Here is a 5,912-nt window from a genome sequence, read left to right as displayed (position 1 = left end):
TCGAGGTCGCGCCGGTCCTGGTGTTCGGCTATCGCAAGCAGCAGGTCGATGCCGTCGCCGCCAAGCGCCGCGAACACCGGCTGACCGAGGTGCGCACCAGCGACAGCATCGGCCAGCAGCCCGACCACAACATCGCCGACAGCCTGCGCCGCCTGCCCGGCGTCCAGACCGTGTTCGACGAGGACGAGGGCCGCTACGTCTCGATCCGCGGCCTCAACGCCGGCTACACCCTGGGCGGGCTGGACGGGGCGGGTCTGGCCACGGCCGAGCGCAACAACCGCCAGCTGAACCTCGAGAGCATCCCCTCGACCGCCGTGACGGCGCTGGAGGTGACCAAGACGCGCACCCCCGACGTCGACGGCGCCGTCATCGGCGGCGCCCTGAACCTGCGGCTGCGCTCGCCGCTGGAGCAGCCGGGGCTGCACGCGGTGGCCAGCGCGGCGGTCGGGCGGTCGGATTCCACCGACGCGCCGGGACGCGGCTATGGCCGCGCCTTCGACGACGGCGCCAATTTCCGCATCGACGGCCTGGTCTCCACGACCCTGGGCGCGGACGATCGCGTGGGCCTGCTGCTGGTCGCCAACTACAATCGCCGCAGCCGCGACCAGGAACGCTTCATGGCGACGCACGCCGTGACCTCGCCGACCTTCGTGCCCGCCCCGGCCGGCGCCCAGGTCCACTGGCAGGCTTATCCCAACACCATCAACCGCTACGGCCTGGTGGGAAAGCTGGAGGCGCGGGCGACGCCCGAGCTGACGCTGGGCCTGACGTTGTCGCATTTTCAGCAGGACGACAACGAACTGCGCCTGGGTCAACGTCTGGTCAGCGGCCAGCCCAGTCGGGTGCAGTTCAACAGCTTCCAGATCGAGAAACCCGTCACCACGGCCCAGGCGACGCTCGACTGGCGTCCCGACCAGACGCGGCGCCTGTCGCTGCGGGGCTCGGTGTCGAGGGCGCGCTTCTATGAGCCTTCGCCCGAACTGGCCTTCGCCTCGGCCGGACCGGGCGAGCCCTCGCCCCTGTTCGACATCGCCCTGATGAACGGCGTCACCCGCCTGTCGGGGGTCGATCCCCGGCTGTTCGAGCCCGATACCTATGTCTTCGACCGCTACGCCCCCTATGTCGACGATTCGCGTGAGCGCGTCGCCGAACTTCAGCTCGACTACGCCGTCAATCGCGGCGCCGACGCGCGCGGCTGGGGGTATCAGGCCGGGGCCAAGCGCCGCTCGCTGACGCGCGCCTTCGACCACAGCCAGAGCTTCTATACGCGCTACACCGGCGGACGGCTGACGTTGACGCAGGTCCTGTCGCCCGCGCGCTACCGGCCGCTCTACAGCCTGGCCGACCAGCCGATCATCGATTTCGACGCCTTCCTGCGACTGTTCGAGGCGCGGCCCCAGGACTTCGTCATCGACGAGGCCGCCAGCGCCGCCGCTTCGTCGTCGTCCGACTATGACGTCGGCGAGCGGGTCACGGCCCTTTACGCCCTGGCCGAGCATCGCAGCGACCGCCACGCCCTGGTGGTCGGCGGACGCTGGGAGCGCACCTCGACGCAGATCGCCTCGATGCGGGTCGAGAACGGCGTCGCCGCGCCGGTGCGCCACCAGGCGGATTTCGACGACTTCCTGCCCTCGATCTCGCTGCACTACGACATGACGCCGGACCTACGGCTAAGGCTGGCCTACGCCGAGGGCCTGGGCCGCCCCAATCCGGGCGATCTGGGCGCGGCGGAATACATCGCCGACAACGGCGCCCTGGTCAGCGGCAACCCGCGTCTGCGCCCCCGGCGCGGGCGCAGCTACGATCTGGCGCTGGAGCGTTATTTCGACCGGGGACGCAGCCTTGTCGCGCTCAACCTGTTCCGCAAGACGGTCGACGGCGAGATCTACCGCTACGCCGCGCCCGAGGTGATCGACGGCACCCCCGTCACGGTAGAGCGCCCCCGCAACGCCGTCCCCGTGAACATCGACGGGGCGGAGTTGAGCCTGTCCGTCCGCGCCCTGCCCTATCTCGAAGGTGTCGGACTGGCGGCCAACGCCGCCTGGATACGCGGCCGCACCCTGGCCCGGGGGCTCGACGGCGGCGAACGCCCCCTCGACTTCCTGCCGCAGCAGTCCGAGTGGCTGGCCAATCTGATGGTCTTCTACGAACGCGGGCCGTTCGAGGCCTACGTCAGCTACGCCTATGTCGGCGACGCGCGCACCACCGTGGGGCCGACCGCCGCCGAGGACAGCCTGCTGCTGGCCAACCACCAGACCGATGTCCAGGTCCGCTATCAACTCAGGTCCGGCGTCCGCCTGACAGCCGAAGTGCGCAACCTGACGGGCCAAGATAAACGCGCCATGACCGGGCCCCAAAGCGCCATCCTGCGCGACTACAGCCTCTATGGCCGTCAGTTCTGGCTAGGCGCGAGCTTCCGCTACTGACACCGACCCTTTCAGCGGAGACAAGTCAGCGTTGGACTGACAGCACCGCCATTATTTCCTAACAAGCTGCCACGCCCTTCAGGGCGCCCGGGCCTGATCGCACGCTCTGATCAGTCGAAACGCTCGATGCGCAAGGCCTCCATCCATCGCGGAGACGGCCGCCCAAGGGCGATCTGCTCCATCGCCTCTCCGGTGACGGCGGCCAGGGTCAGGCCCAGGTGCTGGTGCCCGAAGGCGTAGTGGATCGCTGGATGAGCCTGCAGCCTGCCGATCGCAGGCAAATAATCCGCCAGGGTCGGACGCGGTCCGCACCAGCGGTCCGGCGCGTCGGAGAAGGCGATGCCCAGCGCTTTCAGATGCCCCTCGATCTGACGCCATTTGCGCGGGTCCGGCGGCGCCGACGGCCGCCCGAACTCGACATGGCTAGAGGCGCGCAGCCCCCCATTGAAGCGCGCCACGGCGAGGGCGCGATCCTCGAACACCGTCAACGGCAAGGCTTCAGGCCAATCGTGCTGCGCGGACTGGACCGAATAGCCGCGCTCCCCGATCAGAGGAACGCGCACGCCAAGCGGCGCCAGCAGCGATGCTGACCACGCGCCCGTCGCGACGACGACCCGCTGGGCGTCCACGGTCGCGCCGTCTTCCAGAGCGATATCGACGCCGTCGGATACGGGCCTCAGGCGGCGTACATCAGCCTGAAGGATGCGCCCGCCCTGCTTCGTGAAGGCGGTCGACAGGGCGTCGCGGACGCTCTGGGGTTCGCTGGCCTGTCCCGTGCCGGTGAAGCGGATGCCCCCGGCAGGGCGCGCTTTCAGGACCGCGTCATAGGCGGCCAGCTCATCCGTCTCCATGGGGCGGAAGCGAGCGCTTCCCGTGCGCGCGCCGCGCCAGGCCTCAAGTCCCCGTCTCGCCGCCTCGGGCGTGGACCAGACGACCGCGTGGCCGGTCGGGCGGATCAGGCCGTCCGGCGCTTCGGCCAGGGCCGCCAACCGCATCCAGGCGCCCAGAGGATCATCAAGAAGTCGCGCCAGGATCTCGGCGCCGTGCGCGGCCTCCGCGGGGCGAGAGGCCGCCAGGAATCGCAGCGCCCACGGCCCCCACGACGCCACGTCTCGCGCCCGGAAATCCAGCGGACCGCCGAAAGCGAACAAGCGGCCGAACGCGCTTTTCAAGGTCGCGGCCGAGGGCATGGGTTCGCACTGCTCGGCGGCGATATGGCCGATGTTGCCGAAGGAGGCGCCGCGTCGCGGATCGCCTCGGTCAATCAGAATCGTCTCGAAACCCGCCGCCTGAAGCCTGAGAGCCGTCGCCGTTCCGACCAGGCCGCCGCCGATGACCGCCCAGCGCTGCGGCGTCCTCATGCAGAGGCGCCCTCGCCGAAGGGGTCGTCCAGGCTGTGCGACGGTTCGGTGAACCAGACCGGCCCGCCCTCGGTCATGTAGAAATGATCTTCCAGGCGGACGCCGAACCGGCCGGGAATGACCAGCATCGGCTCGTTCGAGAAGCACATGCCGGGCGCCAGCGGCGTGGCGTCGCCGCGCACCAGGTTCGGCGCCTCGTGGATGTCCAGGCCGATGCCGTGCCCCGTGCGGTGCGGCAGACCCGGCAGTCGGTAGTCGGGGCCGTATCGGAGGCCGGTCAGATAGCCCCGCGCGGCGTCATCGACGCTGTGACACGGCGCGCCGAGTTGAGCTGCGGCGAAGGCGCGGGCCTGGGCCTCCTTCTCGTGCATCCAGACGCGGCGGAAGTCGTCGGTCGGTTCGCCGAAGACATAGGTGCGCGTGATGTCCGAGTGATAGCCGTCGACCAGAGTGCCCGTATCGATCAGCACCACATCGCCGGCCTGCAGAGCGCGGTCGCCCTCGCCGCCGTGCGGCAGGCAGGTGTCTTCGCCGAAGGAGACCAGGCAGAACCACGATCCGCCCTCCCCGCCCAGGAGGCGGTGCTCGGCGTCGATGAAGGCCATGACCTCCGACGTGCGGACCCCTGCCTTCAGCCAGCGGCGGGTGCGGCGCTGGACCTCCAGCGTGATGGCCTTGGCGCGTGTCAGCAACGCGATCTCGGCGGGCGACTTGAGGCTGCGCTGGGCCAGGATCAGCGGCGCGCCGTCGATGACTCGCTCCGCGCCGAGCGCTCGGCTGAGGCCCAGCCAGATGAAGGTCGCCGCCTGATCGTCGACCGCCAGGACGCCGCCCTCCGGCAGACGCCCCGCCGCCAAGGCGTAGGGGCTCTCCTCCTCTTCCCAGGTCAGGATGTCGCCGGCGATGGCGTTCGACGCCGCCGTCAATCCCGCGACCTTGTCCAGCTCGAACCCGGGGCAGACGTACTCCACCCGACCGTCGGCGTGGATCAAGGCCCCGCTCAGCCGTTCCGAAGGATGCCAGTCCAAACCGGTATAATAGCGTAGCGACGCCGTAGGACCGAGAAGCAACGCCGCCGTCCCTTCCGCCTTCAGCCGTGCAGCCAAGGCCTGAATGCGAGCGCGCCGCTCAGCAGCAGTGATGGGACCGGCGGCGGGGGGAAGAAACGTCATGCTATCAACGTATATAGTATATTATTTATCGTGCTGCTTCTCTCATGGCTTGGAGTATCGAGCAAGAGCCGGACAGACGCGCTTCCCCGGACACCCACCCATGCGCCCGAGCCATGATCCGTTCGGCGAGCAGCCTCAGGGCGTGACGATATGGCGCAAAAACGCCCTTTCGGACGAACCTTATAACAGATTGCCTTCAACTCGGCCCTTTCCTACCTAGGCGGCCATGCCTCGGTCGATGATGACATTGGCGAACCTCTTCGCGGCCTTGATGCTGGTCATCGCCGTGTTTGTGGTTGCGCCTGCGGCGGATGCGGCGACCTGCGCGCCCGACGCCGCGATCGCGCATCAGGCCATGGACATCGCCCACGGCGAGAATGGGGAACACGCCCAGGACGGATCCAAGGGCGATCACGACCGCATGGGCGGCGAGATTCACGGCCACTGCCATCACCCCGGCGAGCGCGCGTCCAGCGGCGATTTCAACATCGCCAGGCCCCAGGTCCAGGCCAGCCGCTACATCCTGCGCGACGACAGCACCGTGTCGTTCGCCTCCGACGGACTGAAGCGCCCTCCCAGAAGCTGATCGGAAGTCTGCGCCCTCGTGCGCCCTTCTTCTGATCATCTCTGGAAATCAAACATGTCTCCGACACATCGTCGTCGGCCGCGTCTGGCGGTCGGCTGCGCGCTCGCCGTGGTCGCCGTTTTCGGCGCCGCCCCGGCGTGGGCTGATCCCGCGCCCTCCTATGGCGAACTGCTCGCCCAACTGGGCCGAACGCCCGCCGCCGTCGAAGCCGACGCCCTCAGCGACGCCGCCGAAGCGCGCGTCCGTCAGGCGCGCGTCCGTCCCAATCCCAACCTATCCATCAACCTTGAGAACGTCGTCGGGTCCGGCCCCTATTCCGGTCTCAGCGCAGGCGACCTCAGCCTGGCGTTCAGCCAGGATCTGGAGC

At 69.0% G+C, this 5,912-nt stretch carries 4 protein-coding genes and 1 pseudogene; 3 read left to right on the top strand and 2 right to left on the bottom strand.

The genetic code is table 11. The annotated features are described in order from the left end of the window. Positions 1-2,426, top strand: a 2,426-nt coding sequence (locus BDIM_RS04005) for a TonB-dependent receptor (RefSeq protein WP_040344967.1), incomplete at its 5' end; no start/stop codon positions are given. Between the two features lie 110 nt (positions 2,427-2,536). Here the strand turns inward: BDIM_RS04005 and BDIM_RS04000 are convergent. Further along, positions 2,537-3,787: an NAD(P)/FAD-dependent oxidoreductase gene (locus BDIM_RS04000; RefSeq protein WP_040344965.1), complete on the bottom strand. Its 1,251-nt coding sequence runs from the start codon at positions 3,785-3,787 to the stop codon at positions 2,537-2,539. Further along, on the bottom strand, positions 3,784-4,959 hold the full coding sequence (locus BDIM_RS03995; protein WP_040344963.1) for a M24 family metallopeptidase: 1,176 nt from the start codon (positions 4,957-4,959) through the stop codon (positions 3,784-3,786). The genes BDIM_RS04000 and BDIM_RS03995 overlap by 4 nt, the downstream gene beginning before the upstream one ends. 247 nt (positions 4,960-5,206) lie before the next feature. On the opposite strand from BDIM_RS03995, the gene BDIM_RS03990 reads away from it, so the two are divergent. Then, entirely contained in the window at positions 5,207-5,545 is a 339-nt protein-coding gene (locus BDIM_RS03990) for a hypothetical protein (protein WP_200896456.1), read from the top strand. A gap of 54 nt (positions 5,546-5,599) precedes the next feature. Then, positions 5,600-5,912, top strand: a pseudogene (locus BDIM_RS17825) (TolC family protein); the annotation flags it as partial.

Origin of the sequence: Brevundimonas diminuta ATCC 11568 (assembly GCF_000204035.1) — a bacterium.
GTDB lineage: Bacteria > Pseudomonadota > Alphaproteobacteria > Caulobacterales > Caulobacteraceae > Brevundimonas > Brevundimonas diminuta.
This window is presented reverse-complemented; position numbering and strand designations above follow the sequence as displayed.